This is a genomic window from Microcystis sp. 49638_E5, from assembly GCF_021300285.1.
Classification (GTDB): domain Bacteria; phylum Cyanobacteriota; class Cyanobacteriia; order Cyanobacteriales; family Microcystaceae; genus Microcystis; species Microcystis aeruginosa_C.
Window position 1 is genome coordinate 36455 of the sequence record NZ_JAJTDH010000033.1, and the last position, 19331, is coordinate 55785.

The 19331-nt window shown below is 42.4% G+C and carries 20 protein-coding genes and 2 pseudogenes; 13 read left to right on the forward strand and 9 right to left on the reverse strand.

Features of this window, described 5'->3' with window-relative positions:
- Positions 1–27: 27 nt before the first annotated feature.
- From ureC to acnB, 8 genes and pseudogenes are all read right to left on the reverse strand, one after another.
- Positions 28–1737 (reverse strand): urease subunit alpha, encoded by a 1710-nt coding sequence (gene ureC / locus LW728_RS11240; protein WP_287669281.1) that lies wholly within the window; start codon positions 1735–1737, stop codon positions 28–30.
- A gap of 81 nt (positions 1738–1818) precedes the next feature.
- Entirely contained in the window at positions 1819–2715 is an 897-nt protein-coding gene (locus LW728_RS11245) for a polyphosphate kinase 2 family protein (protein WP_002801433.1), read from the reverse strand.
- Positions 2716–2893: 178 nt separating this feature from the next.
- A pseudogene (locus tag LW728_RS11250) lies at positions 2894–3236 on the reverse strand (XisI protein).
- A gap of 4 nt (positions 3237–3240) precedes the next feature.
- Complete coding sequence (locus LW728_RS23195) at positions 3241–3501, reverse strand: element excision factor XisH family protein (RefSeq protein WP_039899558.1); 261 nt, start codon at positions 3499–3501, stop codon at positions 3241–3243.
- Complete coding sequence (locus LW728_RS11255) at positions 3470–3823, reverse strand: hypothetical protein (RefSeq protein ID WP_287669290.1); 354 nt, start codon at positions 3821–3823, stop codon at positions 3470–3472. The genes LW728_RS23195 and LW728_RS11255 overlap by 32 nt, the downstream gene beginning before the upstream one ends.
- Before the next feature lie 131 nt (positions 3824–3954).
- Positions 3955–4221, reverse strand: coding sequence for a BrnA antitoxin family protein (locus LW728_RS11260; RefSeq protein WP_002746336.1), 267 nt, complete (start codon positions 4219–4221; stop codon positions 3955–3957).
- On the reverse strand, positions 4169–4462 hold the full coding sequence (locus LW728_RS11265; protein ID WP_002735016.1) for a BrnT family toxin: 294 nt from the start codon (positions 4460–4462) through the stop codon (positions 4169–4171). Before LW728_RS11265 ends, LW728_RS11260 begins: the two co-directional genes overlap by 53 nt.
- Positions 4463–4601: 139 nt before the next feature.
- Positions 4602–7211, reverse strand: a complete 2610-nt coding sequence (acnB, locus tag LW728_RS11270) for a bifunctional aconitate hydratase 2/2-methylisocitrate dehydratase (protein ID WP_002801432.1) — start codon at positions 7209–7211, stop codon at positions 4602–4604.
- 159 nt (positions 7212–7370) lie between these two features.
- On the opposite strand from acnB, the gene deoC reads away from it, so the two are divergent.
- The 3 genes from deoC to hisG all read left to right on the forward strand — a co-directional run bounded on the left by deoC (position 7371) and on the right by hisG (position 9855).
- Positions 7371–8048, forward strand: a complete 678-nt coding sequence (deoC, locus tag LW728_RS11275; RefSeq protein WP_002801431.1) for a deoxyribose-phosphate aldolase — start codon at positions 7371–7373, stop codon at positions 8046–8048.
- A gap of 212 nt (positions 8049–8260) precedes the next feature.
- Positions 8261–8998, forward strand: coding sequence for an HAD family hydrolase (locus LW728_RS11280; RefSeq protein ID WP_002801430.1), 738 nt, complete (start codon positions 8261–8263; stop codon positions 8996–8998).
- A 206-nt stretch (positions 8999–9204) separates the two neighbouring features.
- Positions 9205–9855 (forward strand): ATP phosphoribosyltransferase, encoded by a 651-nt coding sequence (gene hisG, locus LW728_RS11285; protein WP_287669299.1) that lies wholly within the window; start codon positions 9205–9207, stop codon positions 9853–9855.
- A gap of 195 nt (positions 9856–10050) precedes the next feature.
- On the opposite strand, the gene chrA is transcribed toward hisG, so the two are convergent.
- On the reverse strand, positions 10051–11199 hold the full coding sequence (gene chrA / locus LW728_RS11290) for a chromate efflux transporter (protein ID WP_287669301.1): 1149 nt from the start codon (positions 11197–11199) through the stop codon (positions 10051–10053).
- 308 nt (positions 11200–11507) lie between these two features.
- Here chrA and LW728_RS23200 point away from each other — a divergent pair.
- From LW728_RS23200 to LW728_RS11335, 10 genes and pseudogenes are all read left to right on the forward strand, one after another.
- Positions 11508–11621: pseudogene (locus LW728_RS23200) on the forward strand (TIGR03032 family protein); the annotation flags it as partial.
- A gap of 93 nt (positions 11622–11714) precedes the next feature.
- Positions 11715–12134 (forward strand): element excision factor XisH family protein, encoded by a 420-nt coding sequence (locus LW728_RS11295; protein WP_002764234.1) that lies wholly within the window; start codon positions 11715–11717, stop codon positions 12132–12134.
- Positions 12119–12457: a XisI protein gene (locus tag LW728_RS11300; RefSeq protein WP_002732736.1), complete on the forward strand. Its 339-nt coding sequence runs from the start codon at positions 12119–12121 to the stop codon at positions 12455–12457. Before LW728_RS11295 ends, LW728_RS11300 begins: the two co-directional genes overlap by 16 nt.
- Before the next feature lie 341 nt (positions 12458–12798).
- Positions 12799–13914 (forward strand): TIGR03032 family protein, encoded by a 1116-nt coding sequence (locus LW728_RS11305; RefSeq protein ID WP_287766707.1) that lies wholly within the window; start codon positions 12799–12801, stop codon positions 13912–13914.
- Positions 13915–14346: 432 nt separating this feature from the next.
- Positions 14347–14607, forward strand: a complete 261-nt coding sequence (locus LW728_RS11310; RefSeq protein WP_002733873.1) for a hypothetical protein — start codon at positions 14347–14349, stop codon at positions 14605–14607.
- A gap of 5 nt (positions 14608–14612) precedes the next feature.
- The gene (locus LW728_RS11315) at positions 14613–14969 is read left to right on the forward strand and encodes a type II toxin-antitoxin system VapC family toxin (RefSeq protein ID WP_002777558.1); all 357 of its coding nucleotides are present in this window, start codon (positions 14613–14615) and stop codon (positions 14967–14969) included.
- Between the two features lie 360 nt (positions 14970–15329).
- Entirely contained in the window at positions 15330–15665 is a 336-nt protein-coding gene (locus tag LW728_RS11320; RefSeq protein WP_287766709.1) for a DUF4347 domain-containing protein, read from the forward strand.
- A gap of 19 nt (positions 15666–15684) precedes the next feature.
- On the forward strand, positions 15685–16662 hold the full coding sequence (locus LW728_RS11325; protein ID WP_287766711.1) for an RpnC/YadD family protein: 978 nt from the start codon (positions 15685–15687) through the stop codon (positions 16660–16662).
- A 115-nt stretch (positions 16663–16777) separates the two neighbouring features.
- The gene (locus LW728_RS11330; protein ID WP_287666011.1) at positions 16778–16906 is read left to right on the forward strand and encodes a hypothetical protein; all 129 of its coding nucleotides are present in this window, start codon (positions 16778–16780) and stop codon (positions 16904–16906) included.
- A 127-nt stretch (positions 16907–17033) separates the two neighbouring features.
- Positions 17034–19331, forward strand: a 2298-nt coding sequence (locus tag LW728_RS11335; RefSeq protein WP_502845975.1) for a calcium-binding protein, incomplete at its 3' end; no start/stop codon positions are given.

Sequence of the window (19331 nt, forward strand, 5' to 3'; positions counted from 1 at the left end):
CAAAAAACCCGTTTTCTGAAATCGAATTCAAAATAAGAAATAGCGCTGGGCCATAGGTAAAACCGTAGCCGGTTCACAGATTAATAATTCGCCGTCAGCACGCACCTCGTAGGTTTCGGGATTAACTTCCATGCGCGGTAAAGCGTCATTAAGCTTCATACTAGCCTTACTGATATTGCGCGTATTCGACACGGCTACGGCGGTTTTTTTCAGCTTTAACTTCTCAGGAATGCCCGCTTTCATAGCATATTTAGAAACAAATGTCAAGGAAGTTTTGGCGATCGCACCACCAAAAGAGGCAAACATGGGACGCATATAAACCGGTTGGGGTGTGGGAATACTGGCATTAGCATCGCCCATTTGCGCCCAGGCGATTAAACCGCCTTTCAGGACAATTTCCGGTTTTACGCCAAAAAATGCCGGTTTCCAGAGAACCAAATCGGCTAATTTGCCCACCTCGATGGAACCGACATAATCGGAGATACCATGGGTAATAGCAGGATTAATCGTATATTTAGCAATATATCGTCTTGCCCGCAGATTATCATTCTCTCCCGTTTCCCCGGTCAGTCTGCCTCGTTGTACCCGCATTTTGTGGGCAGTTTGCCAAGTGCGGATAATTACTTCTCCCACCCGTCCCATAGCTTGAGAATCGGAGGAAATGATGCTAAAAGCCCCTAAATCGTGGAGAATATCCTCGGCGGCAATAGTTTCGCGGCGGATGCGGGATTCAGCAAAAGCCACATCTTCGGGAATACTCCGGTCTAGATGATGACAAACCATCAACATATCGAGGTGTTCCTCTAAGGTATTCGTCGTATAGGGACGGGTGGGATTGGTAGAGGAGGGTAAAACGTTCATTTCCCCGCAAACCCTGATAATATCGGGAGCATGACCACCGCCGGCCCCTTCCGTGTGGTAGGTGTGAATGACGCGATTTTTAAAAGCGGCGATAGTGGCCTCGACAAAACCGGCCTCATTGAGAGTATCCGTATGAATCGCCACCTGCACATCGTACTTATCGGCCACGCTTAAACAGGTATCAATGGCTGCCGGAGTGGTTCCCCAATCTTCATGGAGTTTTAAGCCAATTACCCCCGCTTTTACCTGTTCCGCTAGTCCTTCCGGCTGACTGCTATTGCCTTTACCCAAAAAACCCAAATTCATCGGGAAAGCTTCGGCCGCCTCTAGCATTCGATAGATGTTCCATTCTCCCGGGGTGCAGGTGGTGGCATTAGTTCCCGTTGCAGGTCCGGTCCCACCACCAATCATTGTGGTAATCCCCGACGCAATCGCTGTCTCAATTTGTTGGGGACAGATAAAATGAATATGGGCATCAATCCCCCCTGCTGTCAAAATCATCCCTTCCCCGGCTAATGCCTCGGTAGCAGGACCGATAATAATATCGACATTATCTTGAATGTGGGGATTGCCCGCTTTACCGATTTTATAAATTTTGCCGTCTTTAATGCCCACATCAGCTTTAACGATGCCCCACCAGTCGAGAATTAGGGCATTAGTAATCACCAAATCCACCGCCCCATCTTCCCTAGAAATGGGGGATTGGCCCATCCCATCGCGAATTACTTTACCGCCGCCGAATTTTACCTCATCGCCGTAGGTGGTGAAATCTTTTTCGACTTCGATAAATAATTCCGTGTCTGCCAGGCGAACTTTATCTCCGACGGTGGGGCCGTAGGTTTCAGCATAGGTGCGGCGATCAATGCGATAATTCATAGGGGGAATTCTTGAAAATCGAGATCGATTATACGATCGATTTTCCGGCAATTATCGCTTTTTCGGGATTTTCTTCCATTTTTAATCTGGCTCGTTTTCGAGGATTTCTTTGGCTTTCAGTAAAGCTTGGTGATGTTCTTCGGTAACGGTGGGATATTTTAAACCAAGGGATTCGAGGGTGTGATAAATAACCGCCCCCACAGCTAAACGAGTAAACCATTTGCGATCAGCCGGGATAATATACCAGGGGGCCCATTCGGTACTGGTATGATTGAATACCTCCTCGTAGGCTTTCATGTAATCACCCCAAAAAGCTCTTTCTTTGACATCATTTTCGGAAAACTTCCAGTTTTTTTCGGGGCGATCAATTCTTTCTAAAAAGCGTTTTTTCTGTTCTCCTTTAGAAACATTGAGAAAGAATTTCAGGACAATAACCCCATTATTAACCAGATATTTTTCAAAATTATTAATCTCCTCAAAACGTCGCTGCCAAACTTTCTTAGTTCTGTCTTCGGGGGGGAGTTTTTGCCGTTCCAATAAATCTTGATGGACGCGCACGACTAATAATTCTTCGTAGTAGGAACGATTAAAAATACCGATACGACCTCGCTCCGGTAAAGCTTTATAATATCGCCAGAGATAATCGTGATCTAGTTCTTCGGCCGAGGGTACTTTAAAGCTAAATACCTGACAGCCTTGGGGATTTAAGCCCGACATAACGTGTCTAATCGTACCATCTTTACCCGCCGCATCCATGGCTTGTAGATTAATTAACAGGGCATAGGTATCCTGGGCATAGAGTTTATCTTGAAACTCGGCCATTTTTTCGATACCCTGTTGCAGCAGCAAAGTGGCATCTTCTTTGGTAATGTAGTCTGGCTTAAACCCGGGATCGTAGTCTTTGTGCAGAGAAATTTCTTTACCCGGTGGCACGATTAAGGATTGTAAAAATGCTTGGCGATCAATTTTGCTGACCATGCTCTTCTCCTTGATTGTTTTGACCCCTAAGATTACATTGTAGCACTTTTGCTCGGAAAATATCTAACTCTTGAACCGGCGAGCCAAGGATGAAGTGACAGAAATGACTTGGAAACAAGTATATTTAAATATTCGATTTTAGCTACTCCTCATCTGACGAGAAAGTAAAGAATGATTTTTAGGCGATCGCAAATTCGGTAAACTGACGCACTTCGGGAGGTTGAAAAGCTAAAACTATTTCACTACTGGGAATTCCTACGCGCATTAATTCCGTGGCGATACCTGCTTCTGTCCAATCTTCTTCAATATAAATTTTGTCATTTTTTTGACGAAGATAAACGGAAATCGCTTTAATTCGTTTGCCATTTTTCCAGCCAATATTAAACCAAAGATATTGGCTTCTATTATGGTCAAAAATCAATATTTTTTTCTATGTCTTGATCGGGTACTTGTGAGGAAATTTCTGCATATTCTGTGAGAATTTTCTTGATTATGCTTTGATAATAATTTAGTTTATCCATTGAACTATTCCTCCTGATTAGTGTCAACAATTAACAATAAAATTTGATACTTTTGCAAGATTATTTGTATGGCAGCTTGAGCAAAAAATTTTTCGTAGATTTCTTGTCCGATTAAAAAAATAAAGAAATTAATACATACAAGATATTTATTACAATGGTTCTTCGTTACTTGGTATGGTTCGATAGGGTGGCATAAATCGACTAAATCCTTATCTGGCAAGAGATTTAATTGATTAGTTCGCTCCAGATCGCAAACAATTGACAAAAATCGCAGTAATGTCTGTTTCTATAAGGGTTTCATCCCTTATAACCCCGTCCATTGCATAAGACAAACCGAAGAACCGAAATTCGGTTCCTTGTTGAATAAGGGAAAGGGCTGTACTCAATGGACGTTGTGCTTGTTTCCAATATTGCTCAGATGACAATTGATCGATTACTTCTTCATTCTCATCGCTATAATACACATTATAAAAATATTCCGCATCCTTAAGTTTTGTAGATAAACTTATCAGCGTATCCCAAGCCAGATTTAAAAAATCAATGCCAGAGGATTTAAAATCATCTCCAGTCGGTACATCTATAATCATAATTTTTCGTACTCACTTTTATCATTTCATTTAAGGCGATTTATTGGTAAATGAGATTGTGTGGCTTTTCATCCCGCTCAAAATGATAGCGAACTTTTTTATTGTGTGGCTTGTACCCGAACTAAACTTGACTATACTTTGTGAGCCTCCGCATAAATCCGTAAAGCGGCGGACATTTTTTGTTCACAATCCTCGCCCTGTGATTGAAACCAAGCTAGGGTTTCGGGATCTACTTGAACAAGAACATTTACTTTCTCTACAGGTTTCCACCACCGCGATTTACTAAAAAACTCCTCGGTTAAGGGCGGAATATCGGATGTGTCGATTTCCTCTTCCGTAAGAGCGTCAACTTTCTCCCAATTCGTCTCGGAGGTATTGTTCATATCGTTTTCGTTCATAGGGTAAAGCTTTACGAAGTGAAATAATACGAATTGTATCTCTACTCGGTTCTGTAAAAACGACAACTACCACTCGGCCATCGAGCGTACCGATTCCTATCAATCGATCTTCGCCATAATTTTCTCGTTCGTCAAGGGAAACTCGAATGGGATGTTCAAATATCCGCTGCGCGTCCGCGAAGTCTAGATCGTGCTTGATGATATTCGCTCGGTTCTTTTGTCGATCCCACTCGAATTTCATATTTTTATTTTATCGAGTTGTCATTCCGTATATCGAAAAAAATCCTATAATTGTCGAAAATTCGATCGTTAGAGGGGTCATCTTGATCGAAATCAAAAGAAATCTTTCGCCTCGATCGAAATGACCCATAACCGGTCAACTAACTCAAAACACCGGAAGGAATACCTAAAATATCCTCAATCTTAGGTAAATCTTCTAGGGGAATTACCCGGCCTTCATCCTCAAAACCAGCGATTTCATTAAAGTTCAAATAGCGGTATAAATCGCCAGCAAAAGGATTAATTTTCTCGGTGACAATTGCCAGGTATTCCTCAAGGGTGGGAATGCGTCCTAGCAGCGCACAAACCGCCGCTAATTCGGCGGAACCGAGATAGACTCGCGCATCTTTTCCCATGCGATTATTGAAGTTACGAGTCGAGGTAGAAAATACCGTCGCTCTGTCTTCAACCCGCGCTTGATTACCCATACAAAGGGAACATCCAGGCATCTCGGTACGGGCCCCAGAAGCGGCAAAAATGCCATACATTCCCTCATCGCGCAATTGTTTTTCATCCATGCGGGTGGGGGGACAAATCCACAGTTTAGCCTTAGCAACTCCTGCACCTTCTAATATCTTAGCGGCGGCGCGATAATGACCGATATTAGTCATACAAGAACCGATGAACACCTCATCAATTTTATCCCCGGCGCATTCCGACATTAACTTGATATTATCGGGGTCATTGGGTGCGGCAACAATTGGTTCTTTAATCTCGTTTAAGTTGACGGTGATAATATCCGCATATTCGGCATCCTTATCAGCCTCCATCAGGACGGGATTAGCTAACCATTGTTCCATTTTTGCTACCCGACGCAGGATAGTTTTAGCATCACTATAACCCCGGGCCGCCATATTTTTTAACAGGGCCACATTAGAGCGTAAATATTCCGCCACTGTTTCCGTACTTAACTTAATCGTACAACCAGCACAGGAACGTTCCGCCGTGGCATCGGTTAACTCAAAAGCCTGTTCTAATTTCAAATCCGGCAGCCCTTCCATCTCCATAATGCGACCGTTAAAAACATTTTTTTTGTTCTGTTTTTCCACGGTTAATTTACCCTCTTGGATGGCGACGTAGGGAATAGCATTAACAATATCGCGCAGAGTTACACCTGGTTGTAATTCCCCCGTAAAACGCACTAAAACCGATTCCGGCATATCCAAAGGCATTACTCCCAAAGCGGCGGCAAATGCCACTAAACCCGACCCCGCAGGAAAGGAAATTCCCAAGGGAAAACGAGTATGAGAATCGCCGCCAGTCCCCACCGTATCCGGCAATAACATCCGATTTAACCAGGAATGAATAATGCCATCTCCCGGACGTAAAGCCACCCCACCCCGGGTAGAGAAAAAGTCCGGTAATTGGTGATGAGTTTGAATATCAACCGGTTTGGGATAGGCTGCCGTGTGACAGAAACTCTGCATGACTAAATCGGCGCTAAAACCTAAACAGGCTAACTCTTTTAACTCGTCTCTGGTCATCGGGCCGGTGGTATCCTGAGACCCTACCGTGGTCATAATCGGGTCACAGGAAGTACCCGGCCGCACCCCGGGTAAACCGCAAGCTTTGCCGACCATTTTTTGCGCTAGGGTGTAACCTTTACCCGTGTCATTAGGCATAGTTGGACGAGTAAATAGGGTACTAGCCTCAAGTCCCAAGGCGTGACGGGTTTTATCGGTGAGACTGCGACCGATTAAGAGGGGAATACGACCGCCGGCGCGCACTTCATCCAGAATTGTCTCAGGTTTGAGGCTAAAAGTGCTAATAGTTGCGCCCGCTTCGTTGGTGATTTTGCCTTCGTAGGGATAGATTTTAATCACATCCCCCGTGTTCATTTGGCTAACATCGCATTCAAGCGGTAAAGCACCGGAATCCTCGGCCGTATTAAAGAAGATAGGGGCGATTTTACTGCCTAAAATATAGCCACCAGCACGTTTATTAGGCACAAAGGGAATATCATCGCCAATATGCCAGAGAACCGAGTTAATCGCCGATTTTCGGCTGGAACCAGTCCCGACCACATCCCCCACATAGGCGACCGGATGGCCTAATTTTTTCAATTCGGCAATGGTTTCTAAGGACCCGGGTTGACGGGTTTCTAACATAACCAAAGCATGAAGGGGAATATCGGGCCGGGTGGTGGCGTGGGGAGCGGGAGATAGGTCATCTGTATTGGTTTCCCCGGGTACTTTGAAAACGGTGACGGTAATTTCTTTAGCAAGTTTCGGTTTAGCGATAAACCAAGCGCCATTGGCCCAAGCATCGATAACCTGTTTAGCATAGGGATTGGTGTCGGATAATTCCAAAACCTCGTTAAATGCGTCGAATACCAGCAGGGTTTTACTTAAAGCGCTGGCAGCAGCGGCGGCGATATTAATATCTCTGGATTTCAGCAGTTCAATCAGAGAATGAACGTTATAACCACCTACCATGGTTCCCAGTAAGCTAACCGCACCCTGGGGGGAGATAACGTTAGATTTTATTTCACCTTTGGCAATTCCTGTTAAAAATCCCGCTTTAACGTAGGCCGCTTCGTCAACTCCGGGGGGAATACGGTCACGCAGCAGGGTCAGCAATTCTCCTTTGAGTTCTTCGGACGGATTTTTGAGTATTTCGCATAATTCCGCCGTTTGTTGAGCGTTGAGGGGAAGGGGAGGGATACCTAATTTCGCTCGGTCGGCAACGTGCTGATGATACGCTTCTAACATAGGTCTATTGTCTCCTAGTCTTCACTTGTGACGGTTTCTTCCTAGGTTACTGGATTTTTGCTAGTCTCTGAATTTCTAGGTTAACGAGAGATGACTTTGCTGTGTGACTTCCATAAAATGAGAAAATAGCGATCGATTGACTATATTGAGGCTTAGATAATGGCTATCACCGATTCTGATCTAGATTTAGCACAATATATCGACCATTCTCTCCTCATCCCCACCGCCACCAGTGAACAATTAGAGGCTTACTGTCAACAGGCTGATCAATATCATTTTCCCACCGTCTGCGTTTATCCCGCTGCCGTTAAGCAAGCGGTGCAGTTACTCCACGGCAAAAAAACTTTAGTTTCTACCGTGATTGGTTTTCCCGCAGGGGCCACTACCTCCGCAGTTAAACGTTATGAGGCTTTAGAAGCTGTAGATAATGGCGCTAAGGAGTTAGATGTCGTTATTAATCTCGGTTGGCTAAAAGATGGGAAATCCGAGGAATTATTCCAAGAAATTGCTAGTATTTGTCAGGAAACTGGCCAGACGGTAAAAGCGATTCTGGAAACCTCGCAACTAACAGACACCGAGAAACGTTTAGCGGCAGAAATTTGCATGGATGCAGGAGTGAGTTATCTAAAAACCAGTACCGGCTGGTTTGGAGGTGCAACGGTTAGCGATGTCAAGTTTCTCAAGGAAATTAGCAAAGGCCGGGTAGGAATTAAAGCATCCGGCGGAATTCGCACCCTAGAACAAGCGCTCGCTCTTATCCAGGCCGGGGCCACCCGTCTGGGAACTTCCCGCGGTGTCGATTTAGTCCGTCAGCAAAAAGCCGCTTTTGAGGAGTAATGCTAAATCCTGTTTAAAAGGTATAGGGAATTATGAATTATGAATTATGAATTGGGAAGTGGGGTGTGGGGTGTGGGGTGTGGGGTGTGGGGTGTGGGGTGTGGGGAGAATAAATAAAAAATAATCTCCTGAATCCTTAATCCTGTCTCCTGAATCCTGCCTCCTGAAAGCTAAAATGATGGCTGACATTCAATAAAAATAAGGGGGTTTATTTGCCGATAATTCGCTGTGGTAATCGAGAATTTAGAGATATTCAAGGGATTGTTTTTGATAAGGACGGTACGCTAGAGGATTCGCGAGCTTTCTGGTACGATCGAGCTATAGCCCGGATACAAGCCATTGAATCGCGAATCCCTGGTTTAGAGTCTTTATTAACTAAAACTTTCGGTATTGGGGCAAATAGTCTCAATCCTGCTGGTTTAATGGCAGTGGGCAGCCGCAGAGATAATCATATCGCCGCTGCCGGTTGTATTGCTTCCACCGGTCGGGATTGGTTAACGGCCATGGCGATCGCAAAAGTAGCCTTTCAAGCGGCCGATGAAAAGGTTCCCCCCCGCTTAAATCCCCTCTATCCCCAATGTTTAGAAGTAATTCGTTATCTGCACGCGGCCGGTTTACAATTGGCGATTCTTTCCTCCGATACCACAGCACGAGTGGAGCAATTTGTCAAGGAAAATAGCCTATTAAATTATATTAAAATTGCCCAGGGCTGCGATCGAGGTTTAAGTAAACCCGATCCCCTATTATTGCAAGAAACCTGTCAAGCTTTGGGGACCGCAGTGGACAAAACCCTGATGGTGGGGGACACTAGGGCCGATTGGGAAATGGCTAAACAGGCAAAATCAGCAGCTGCGATCGCAATTAGTTGGCAACCGGAAACCCATCAAGATTTACAATTAGCTGATGTGGTCATTAGAGAACTTACTGCCATCTCGGTTATCAGCTTCTGAAGGCAAGAGGCAACAGGCACTCATGCAACAGCAAGAATCTGGCAATTCTCCTACCTAAAAAGATGGATAGTTATCAGTTATGATTTTAGCTGTCGGGAGACTCCGAGACAGGTTTTAGGTGTTGGGGTTTTGGCGTTTTGGGGTTTTAGTTCAATTTCCCCACTACCCAATTCATAATTCATAATTCATAATTCATAATTCCCTCTATGCTAACAATTGCCTTACCGAAGGGTGCTTTACTAAACGAAAGTATCCAAATATTTCAGAAAATTGGCTTAGATTTTAGTGCCTTTCTTGACTCAAAAAATCGCCAATTACAGATTACTGATCCCACTAACCAAGCGAAAGCCTTATTAGTCAGAGCCACAGATGTCCCCGTTTATGTAGAATACGGTCAGGCACAATTAGGCATCGCCGGTTATGATATTTTATTGGAAAAATCTCCCGATGTGGCTAATTTAATTGACCTAAAATTTGGTTATTGTCGGATGTCGGTAGCTGTCCCTGCTGATAGTCCCTATCAAAGTCCCTTAGATATTCCCCATCACGGTAAAGTCGCCTCAAAATTTGTCAATTGTGCTAAGGATTATTTTCGTCGTTTAGATATTCCCGTCGAGATTATACCTCTCTATGGTTCCGTAGAATTAGGCCCGATTACGGGGATGTCAGAAGCGATAGTTGACCTAGTTTCCACCGGTCGAACTTTACGCGAAAATGGTTTAGTAGAAATTGCCGAATTATTTGCTAGTAGCGCTCGATTAATCGCCCATCCCCTCAGCTATCGACTAAATCGCGATCAGATTTATAACTGGGTAGAAAAGCTCAGAAAACCAACTACATCAATGGCAAAAGTTTAACGAATCAGCGCCCCCTTATTAAGCGGGTATCAAGGGTAGGGTTGATTCATGAATCAACCCTACCTTGAATCAACCCTACCTTGAATCAACCCTACCTTAAATCAACCCTACCTTGAATCAACCCTAGGGATCAAGGGGGGATTAAAGGCAAAATCTATTTAATTAGAACCATTTACTTATTTCCCCCTAACCTAATTATTTCAATAGCAAACCAATGAGCGCACCAGTCAGAATTAACCAAGTAGAATTAACCTGAAAACGTAGTAAAAGAATACCAGAGACAAGAGATAGAATGATAGCCAATAAATTAAAAGGTAAATTACCGTAGGGTTGTAACCAAGTAGCTAGAGCTAAATTAAAAATTACTGCTACCATTAAAGCCACGGCACTAGCATTAATTGCATCTAAAAAAGCACCCGCCCAAGCCGATTCTCTCAGCTTAGGAATAAGAGGATTAAGTAATAAAACAAAGATAAAAGAAGGAAAGAAAATCGCTAGAGTCGCCACAATTGCCCCCGATACTCCTAATATTTGATAACCGATAAAAGTGGCTGTGGATAACACTGGACCGGGGGTAAATTGACCCACAGCAATAGCATCTAATAATTGTTGCTGGGTTAACCATCCTTTCCCCTGCACTAAATCCCCTTCTAAAAAGGCAACTAACACATAACCACTACCAAATAAAACACTACCCACCTTGAGAAAAAATAGCCCTAATCCTGTTAATGTCGGTGGGATGTTGCTAGGAGTAGCAACCGCCGTCGCACCGCCTATTCCTGCCACAATCAGGGGAAAGGTAGCGAATTTTTTTAGGATAAACATCCCGATAATTCCGCCTAACAGTAAAGCGATAACTTCATTTAAACCTAAGATTAATAATCCGATAACTCCCAATCCGATGAAGAGTAATTGACGGGTTTTTAGTGCCTTTTTGCCTAAGCGCCAGAGTGCCTGAAAAATCACCGCAATTACTACCGGTTTAATCCAGGCAAAAATCGGAGCCACATCGGGTAAAGTCCCGTAGTTAGTATAAATCCACGCTAGAAAACCCGTAATTAACACCGCAGGAGTGATAAAACAAACCCCCGTGATTATTAAACCCGCTAAACCACCAAAAATATAACCGATATGAATGGCCATTTCCGTGGAATTAGGACCGGGAATCAGATTAGTTGCCCCCACCAAATCGAGAAATCGCTCCTTAGTCATCCAAGCGCGACGCTTAACCACTTCTTCCTCCATTAAAGCGATATGGGCAGCCGGACCGCCAAAACCGATAATCCCGATTTTGAGAAATAAAAGGGCAAGTTGCGAGAGATTAGGAGGCGATGAAGTCAGCATTTTCTGATTACCAATAGTTTTTCTAGAATCAAGTTTATATCCAAAAGAATAAGCTTAAGTTAAATTCTTGGCTAGATTTCGTCAATTCCAAAATTCCATAATTGCAAAAGTGTTTTATACAAACTCAATCATAAATATTTAATGCTCCCGTTCAAGTAAATTTTATACAAAAAAAGTTAAGAAAACTTTATAAATAATATTGATTAATTTGTCTATAATAGAACCCATTAATGCCAACTGAAACCATAATAAACCATAGACAATAATCAATTATCACAATCGATTCTAATCCATGCAAAAAAAACTCTATGGACAGCTTGCCGCCTAACACTAACCAGTTTTCAGATACCCAAGAGCCAGCAGCGAGTCCATCTCAGCGCCAAGCAGTGCCGGTCAATTATCCCGAACTGCTACCGGAATTGCTGTAGGCACTCGTCTTTTGATTTTTACAAGAGGTCTTGAGAACAGAAAAATTTGCTATACTGCTGATTAGAGTATTTATCCTCTGAATTTTTGTGTCTGCAAGAGATATTTACCACGACACTGTAAAACTTGCTTTAGAGAAGGACGGGTGGGCAATCACTCACGATCCTTTTCCACTTCAAATTGGCAAGAAGCGTTTATCCGCTGATTTGGGAGCAGAACGCTTAATCAGTGCGGAGAAAGAATTGCGGAAAATTGTCGTTGAAGTGAAAAGCTTTGTAGGACAGTCTGACGTAAAGGATTTACAGCAAGCTTTGGGGCAGTACGTCTTGTATCGTCAAATCCTTAACGAGATGAAAGTTGAGCGAGTTCTTTATCTGGCCATATCTCAGCCAACTTTTAACAGTGTTTTTAGTATAGAATTAGGGCAGGTATTGCTAAAGAATCAGATTGTGAAATTAATTGTCTTTGATGATGAAAGTGAGGTAATCGTGCAATGGATACCCGATTAAAATATCAAGGTATTATTAAGACTGTTCTCCAGAATCATGCTAACTATCGTGCTACTTTACCTGATGGCTACACTTCTCAGGTTATATTTGATGATGAACGAGGACATTATCTAGTTTTAGATTTCGGTTGGAGTGGCAATAAGTATCTCCATGCAACACCAATTCACCTTAGCTTGGTTGTCGATAAAGTCTGGATTCAATGTGATGAAACGGAGGAAGGCATAGCTACTGATTTGATGGAGGCAGGTATTCCCAAAGAAGATATAGTCCTGGGTTTTCGTTATCCTAAAATACGCAAATATACGGGATTTGCTGTGGCTTAGTGACCAGAAATGTTGAATCTGTGTATAAAACTTTATACACAAGCTTAAATTGCAAAAGTGTTTTATACAAACTCAATCATAAGTATTTAATACTACCGTTCAGGTAAATTTTATACAAAAAAAGTTAAGAAAAGTTTATAAATAATATTGATTAATTTGTCTATAATGAACCCCATTAATGCCAACTGAAACCCATCACCACCCCCCTTATTAAGGGGGGCAAGGGGGGATCAAACCTTATTAAGGGGGGCAAGGGGGGATTAATTAGAACCCCTTAGTCAACAAACCATAAACAATAATCAATTATCACAATCGATTCTAATCGATGCAAAAAAAACTCTATGGACAGCTTGCCGCCCAAGACTAACCAGTTTTCAGATACCCAAGAGCCAGCAGCGAGTCCATCTCAGCGCCAAGCAGTGCCGGTCAATTATGAGTACAGCCTCAATCTGCCGGAATTACTCAACCAGCTTGACCTCTCAGTGTTGATTTCCACCTACCAAGCGGGACGAGTGGCCAGCATTGGCACTTATCAAGGACAAATACGGGTGAGTTTCGCCCATTTTGACCAAGCAATGGGTTTAACCCGAACCGCTACCGGAATTACTGTGGGCGCTCGTCAGGCAATTTGGCATTTACCCGCCAATCGAGAGATTGCCCCCCAGATTAAACCAGAAGGGGAACAGGATATCGCCTTTTTAGCTCGCTCCTCTCACCTCACCGGTCCGATTATGGGTCATGATTTGGCCTTTGGCAGTAATCGCCTTTGGGTGGTCAATACCCTATTTAACTGTCTGGCAACTATCGAAGGAAATTGGAGTTTTCTCCCCCAGTGGAAACCGCCCTTTATTACCGAGTTAGTCCCCGGAGACCGCTGCCACCTCAATGGCTTGGCTATGGCTGAAAATAGCGGCACTCCCGCCTATGTAACGGCATTGGGGGAAACCAACGAGGAAAGCCTCTGGCGAGAGAATAAAGCTCAAGGGGGATGCTTAATTGATGTGCCGAGGGGAGAGGTGATTCTGCGGGGTTTAGCGATGCCCCATTCTCCCCGTCTTTACCAGGGTAATCTCTATTTTCTCAATTCCGGTTATGGAACCTTGAACCGTTGGCATCCCCAAACTGGCAGCACGGAAATCATCGCGGAATTGCCCGGTTTTACCCGGGGTTTAGACTGTTGGGAAGGTCACGCCTTTGTCGGGTTGTCCCAAGTGCGGGAAACGGCGATTTTTGGCGGTTTACCCCTGGATGAGCGGCGTAATCAATTGCAGTGCGGGTTGGCTATTGTCAACCTGGCCACCGGTCAACTGGTGGCAACTTTTTGGTTCAATAGCGGCGTGGAGGAGGTTTTCGCTGTCTCCGTCCTACCGGGCTACCGCAACCCGGCACTGATTGGACCGGATACCGACCTCGACGGCACTCAATCCGTCTGGATGGTGCCTTCTTTAGGGACTTAATTGTTTACTTTTCACCCTATTATTCAGGAAAAAATCATGTCAACTCCTTAAAATGACTAACCCTACTATCTTAGAAGAGCTACTAAAATTAGCAGCTACTGCTAATTCTCTCGCAGAATTTAAGCAGTCTTTGGCAAAAATCCAATAATCTTATCCTAATATCTAGAAAACGGGTTTCTTCAAGAAACCCGTTTTCTGGACTTGTGGCCATCGCCTTCTCGCCATGACCCGCTAAAATTGTCATTGTGAGGGAGTAATTGAGAGACAATCTTCAGAAACCCGTTTTCTGGACTTATGGCGAATCACCTGAATCAGTGAACAGTTGTTAGCCTTTTGGTAACTGATTCAGGTAATTGCATTTGCGTCTCTTGGTTATAATTCACAAACAGGCTATAATGTTAGTAAAACAACGTTAATCTCTAAGGTTTATCAATGACTCAAATATTGATCGAAATTCCCGACGAATTAATATCTCGTTTGCAAGAACAAAAATCCTCGGTTCAAGAGATTGTTATCAAAGCTTTGGAAAATTATGTTCAAGCTGAATTACCAGATATTACCAAGACTCGTACTTGGGAACTTTGTGGAAGTTTAGAAATTGTCCAACCTGAGCCTAAATATATTATCGGACAAGATAATCGGGGTCAAGTTGTAACTAACTACGCTGAAAACATCGATGAAATTATTTATTAAAAATTGTGGACAAAGAAATTATTGTTGATACGTCTGCTTTAATTGCCTTTTTTGTCAAATCTGAAACTCATCACGAAAGCGCTCAAAAATATTACTTAGAAAATCCTCATAATAATTGGATTATTCTCGAATCGGTATTCGATGAAACTGTTACTTGGATTCGGAGCAAGGTATCTAGTCGATCCTCAATCCAAGTGGGTCAAATACTAAGAGAAGATCATCGTTATATCAATGTGTCAGATGGCGATGATCTGGCAATATGGGAAGCTTTCTGTAAGTACAATGATAAAAAATGGAGTTACACAGATTGTTCTATTTTAGTTATGGCTCATCGTTTACAAATATTTAAGGTAAGTAGGTAGGCGTTAAAAGTTGTCAGATCCCCCCGCCTATCGGCACCCCCCTTATCAAGGGGGGCAGGGGGGATCGAACCTAAAATCCATTTTTAATTTAATTATAACCAGCCATATTCGTCAAATGGCAGGATTAGGAATTGTTTGTGTCCCATAAACTAATAAAAATACAATTTATGAACGTCGTTCAGATTGCATATCTTGCAACAACCCACGAAACTGAGAAAATGGTTTTTTTCAAGAAACCATGAGAAAACGTCTATTTAGAAACCCGTTTTCTATATAATGTTAATTTATGTTATGGAAGTCTTGAAAAATTGGCGCTTGTTGGGCTAAAACTGTTAGCAATAAACCTTTGCGGTCAATGTCATGACTTCTACCCTGTTGCCGATTTTTCCTGCTATTGACGATGTTTTGTTCAATTTTGCTCAATCTGATGGCTTGAGTCAAGCTAATCGGGTGGATAGTGCGAGAAATCAGCGTTTAACCGCACCCGAATTAAATACTGTAGTTTTCCTCGATGCTGGTGTTACCGATTATCAAACCCTACAAGCTGGGGTAATTCCAGAAGTCGCCACCGTTATTCTCTCTCCCAATCAAGACGGAATCGAACAAATATCCACTTTTTTACAACAAAATCCCCAGATTACCACCACCACCTGTATTATTAAATCGGTGCGTTACGCTATCGCGCTTCACCCCTAAGAGTAAGCGGACAACTCAAATGAACCAAACAACAGCCAATTATGATGAACCCTGGAAAGAAGCATTAAGCGAGTATTTTGAAGCGTTTTTATACTTCTTCTTTCCTGAAGTTCACCAACTAATTGATTGGACAAAAACTCCCGAATCTCTAGAAAAAGAACTCAAACGGATTACCGCTTCAGCAAAGACAAAAAAACGTTTCGCTGACAAACTCTATAAAGTCTGGTTACTCAGGGGTGAAGAAGTCTGGATTTTGATTCATATTGAAATTCAAAGTCAATACGAAGAAAATTTCCCCCAGAGGATGTATATTTATAACTATCGGGCCTTTGATTTGTATCAGAAACCAGTTATCAGTCTGGCAATTTTAGGGGATGAACGAGTAAATTGGCGACCAGATTCCTATAATTATACTATCGCCGGCTGTGAAGTCAGCCTCAAATTCCCAACAGTCAAATTACTGGACTATGAGGAAAGCTGGTCAGAACTAGAAGCAAGTAGCAATCCCTTTGCTATAATAGTCATGGCACACCTGAAAACAAAAGCGACTACTGGGAAGCTGCCAGAACGGGAACAGTGGAAGTGGAGGTTAATCAGGGGATTATATGAAAAGGAGTTCGAGAGGGAACAGATAATTAAACTGTTTGAAATCATCGACAATATGATGACTTTATCCCCTGAATTACAGTCAAGTTTAGAAAGTAAAATCAAACAATTTGAGGAGGAAAGAACCATGCCTTTAATGAGTAATATGGAATTGCGAGGAATAAAACGCGGTAAGAAAATTGGCGAGGAAATTGGCAAGGAAATTGGCAAGGAAATTGGCGCGTTAGAAAAAAGCCGTGATGACATAAAAACAGTTTTAACTGTGCGGTTTGGAGAGATTTCTTCAGAAATTGAAGAGATAATCGGCAAAATGACTAACCCTACTATCTTAGAAGAGCTACTAAAATTAGCAGCTACATTTAAGCAGTCTTTGGCAAAAATCCAATCCTAGAACTTCTTTGAGAAACCCGTTTTCTGTATAAATATTAATTTCTGTTACAGGGGTCTTGAAAAATTGGCAATTGTTAGGCTAAAACTGTTAGCAATAAACCTTTGCAGTTAATGTCATGACTTCTACCCTGTTGCCGATTTTTCCTGCTGTTTACGATGTTTTGTTCGATTTTGCTCAATCTGATGGCTTGGTTCAAGCTAATCAGGTGGCTGGTGTGAGAAATCAAGGTTTAACCGCTAATTGATGGTTTGACAGTCTTCAACCCTAACCCACACCAGCTAGTTAGGCAGTTGTTTAAAAACCGGCTGACTCGGCTGAATAAATAATAGCAAAGCAATTTGTGGGCTATGTCCACTCTACATTACTAAATTATGGTTAAAGCTAAAAGCTTTGCCAATAATTTGATTTTAGATCATTTTCTACAATTGAAAAACATATTACTGAGAGCTATGAGCAACCCAAATATTGATTTAAATCCAGCGCAGTGGAGTTTCAGAGGAAACTCATCTGATATAAGTAATGCTATCAATGCAATTACTTCTCGATTTTCAAGCGATCGCGGCAATATTATTAATGGATATTCTGCTACGAAGTTAGTCGTTGATCAATTTTTAGCTAATCCAAAAGTAACAAACCAGCAACTTATTCAAATTTCCAGAAGTACATTAGATAAATTTTCGGCTGATGATTCTACCGTTCCCACGAAATACTCAGATTATGCCACAAAACCTGGTCATCTGATGGCGGTGGACGCATTTTATATGCTTACTGGCAATCCCAAAGGCCAAGTTTCTACAGAGCTTAATGGTTTGGGTTTTACTGGTACTTCAAGTCTCCTCGTTACTTATGCAGAAAACAATCCCGCACTGCTATTAGGAACAATAGAACATGATTTAACAGACTATCTTCAAGATGCAGGCGTTACCAATCTAAACACTTCTCTTTGGGGAATAGCAGACAAAGCCGCTTCTGCCTTTGTTATGTTTGCAGAAACTTTGGTTGCTGGATATATTCCATCAGAAGAGGAAATCTTCAATGTCATGGGTACGCGCCAGTTGCCAACTAGAGAAATGGAACTAAGGCAAACTGTTACTAGGTTAGGAAATGTTAGTTCAACTCTCGCTACTAAGTTAGCAATGCACTATGGAAATGAAGACTTCGGGAGTCAATTAATTGCCGCAACTGCAACAAAAACCCTTGGCGGGTGGTTAGGAGATAATTTAGCTTATCAACTGGCAAGTGTGGGAAGCTCAATACCAGCACGAGCTTTATATACAAGACTTTATGGGAACTTTACTAATACATTGTTGGGTTTTGGTAGTTCTGCAATTAGTCAAGCTTTTTCAGAGAAATTTGATATAGAAGATCCCCTTGCTCAAATTGCGATTGATCAAGTTACTGCTTCACTAACTAATCATATTTTTTCTGGGTTAACTGAGGCTGCTTTTGGCAAACCGTTTGCTGTTAATTATTTAGGAGTAGATCCTAATATAAACCTCAGCCTTACAAAAGCATCAATTATTGGAGAGGTTGTTAATACGGGGTTTGGCGCATTGCAATCTTTTGCAAGCACTCAACTTTTTAATTATGTCGATAAGGTATGGACGGGGGCTGACTTAAATAATTTTGGTGCTTCGATTGGTGGGGTAATCGGTGGTTTTATTGTTCCCGGAATTGGAAACTTTTTAGGCTCTGTTGTTGGTGGATGGGCGTGGAATCTGATCGCTAATAAAGATCCCCGTGCTTATTATTCTGTATATTACAATGCTGCAACGGGTAAGTTTGTCAGTCAATTTAGCTTTGAAGCAGAGGGTGGAAAACCAGAAGTTGCTCAACAGATGGGGCAATCTGCATCAGATACGCTTCAGTTGATTGCTGGAATGATTGGGGGAACTCCTTTAACCATTACGGCAACGGAGTATGGACATTATGAAAAAGAGTTTGTTTTTAATATTGGGGGTAGTGGTAAAAATTCTTTCTCCAATGCACAAACAGCTTTATATAATGGCATTATTAAACAGTTGAAAACGCTGAATATTCAAGGGGGTGATCCCTATATGAAGCGTTTAATCGCTCTACCTTCATACAACTCTGATATCAAAGGTTTATTTACTGATTTGGGTGTTGCTAAGGAGTATAGTGTCCATAAGGCTGATCCTATTCTCTACGGTCAAGCTATTTTAAATGTTGATAATGTGGATGCACGAAAATATTTACTCGATGATTGGCGTAGGGTACAAACAAGAGCAAAAGAGCTAACTCTTGATGCTTTACCTGGGGATGATGGAAGTGAGTTTATTGCTGGTACTGTGGGTAATGATTCTCTTGATGGTGGTGCAGGAAATGATTTCCTTTTTGGTGATCAAGGAAATGACTGGTTAAGCGGTGGTGCAGGTAACGATAGACTGCAAGGAGGCGATGGTAAAGATACCCTTTTAGGTGGAGATGGAGATGATACGCTTATTCCTAATTCTGCGGGTGCAGGAGATAGTCTAGACGGGGGAGCAGGAACAGATACACTGATTTTAGATTACAGTAGTTATAACTACGACAATGGCAATTACGGTGTTTACAATACAGATGGAAATACAGTCAAAGCTCGATATGGTTCCACTCTCATTGCTAGTTACAGCAATATTGAACGATTCAATATTACGGGAACTCAGTTT

Bases quoted from the DNA above. Each gene is read 5' to 3' on its own strand.
- ureC (WP_287669281.1), bottom strand. From the start codon at position 1,737: ATGAATTATCGCATTGATCGCCGCACCTATGCTGAAACCTACGGCCCC.
- LW728_RS11245 (WP_002801433.1), bottom strand. From the start codon at position 2,715: ATGGTCAGCAAAATTGATCGCCAAGCATTTTTACAATCCTTAATCGTG.
- LW728_RS11255 (WP_287669290.1), bottom strand. From the start codon at position 3,823: ATGATTATAGATGTACCGACTGGAGATGATTTTAAATCCTCTGGCATT.
- LW728_RS11260 (WP_002746336.1), bottom strand. From the start codon at position 4,221: ATGAACGAAAACGATATGAACAATACCTCCGAGACGAATTGGGAGAAA.
- LW728_RS11265 (WP_002735016.1), bottom strand. From the start codon at position 4,462: ATGAAATTCGAGTGGGATCGACAAAAGAACCGAGCGAATATCATCAAG.
- acnB (WP_002801432.1), bottom strand. From the start codon at position 7,211: ATGTTAGAAGCGTATCATCAGCACGTTGCCGACCGAGCGAAATTAGGT.
- deoC (WP_002801431.1), top strand. From the start codon at position 7,371: ATGGCTATCACCGATTCTGATCTAGATTTAGCACAATATATCGACCAT.
- hisG (WP_287669299.1), top strand. From the start codon at position 9,205: ATGCTAACAATTGCCTTACCGAAGGGTGCTTTACTAAACGAAAGTATC.
- chrA (WP_287669301.1), bottom strand. From the start codon at position 11,199: ATGCTGACTTCATCGCCTCCTAATCTCTCGCAACTTGCCCTTTTATTT.
- LW728_RS11300 (WP_002732736.1), top strand. From the start codon at position 12,119: ATGGATACCCGATTAAAATATCAAGGTATTATTAAGACTGTTCTCCAG.
- LW728_RS11305 (WP_287766707.1), top strand. From the start codon at position 12,799: ATGGACAGCTTGCCGCCCAAGACTAACCAGTTTTCAGATACCCAAGAG.
- LW728_RS11310 (WP_002733873.1), top strand. From the start codon at position 14,347: ATGACTCAAATATTGATCGAAATTCCCGACGAATTAATATCTCGTTTG.
- LW728_RS11320 (WP_287766709.1), top strand. From the start codon at position 15,330: ATGACTTCTACCCTGTTGCCGATTTTTCCTGCTATTGACGATGTTTTG.
- LW728_RS11325 (WP_287766711.1), top strand. From the start codon at position 15,685: ATGAACCAAACAACAGCCAATTATGATGAACCCTGGAAAGAAGCATTA.
- LW728_RS11330 (WP_287666011.1), top strand. From the start codon at position 16,778: ATGACTTCTACCCTGTTGCCGATTTTTCCTGCTGTTTACGATGTTTTG.